This window comes from Psychroserpens mesophilus (assembly GCF_050617655.1).
GTDB classification, from domain to species: Bacteria; Bacteroidota; Bacteroidia; order Flavobacteriales; family Flavobacteriaceae; genus Psychroserpens; species Psychroserpens mesophilus_A.
This window is the reverse complement of sequence record NZ_JBODQC010000542.1, coordinates 1-232: the sequence shown is the minus strand read 5'-3', so window position 1 is coordinate 232 and position 232 is coordinate 1. Positions and strand designations below refer to the sequence as shown.

Below are 232 nucleotides of genomic sequence, written 5' to 3'. Positions count from 1 at the left end.
ACCGTCGAATCCGAAGCAGAAACGCCCGTCGTTGATTGAACGGTAAGCCAGTATCGCTCCGACCAGGCAGAACTGCTGCGCATCCACGGACGTTTCCACCTTCCCATAAGTGGTCGGCTCTCCTTTGCTGGACAAAGGGCCGGACAATGCGTCGATCGGCAACGGATAAACCACCCCGCTCCGGGCGTTGATGACGACCACCGAGCGCTGGAAGTACTCAGGCCATTCCTCC

General features: G+C 59.1%; 1 protein-coding gene. It reads right to left on the bottom strand.

Features of this window, described 5'->3' with window-relative positions:
• On the bottom strand, positions 1-232 hold a 232-nt coding region (locus ACRHNM_RS18345; RefSeq protein WP_431138059.1), incomplete at both ends, for a hypothetical protein.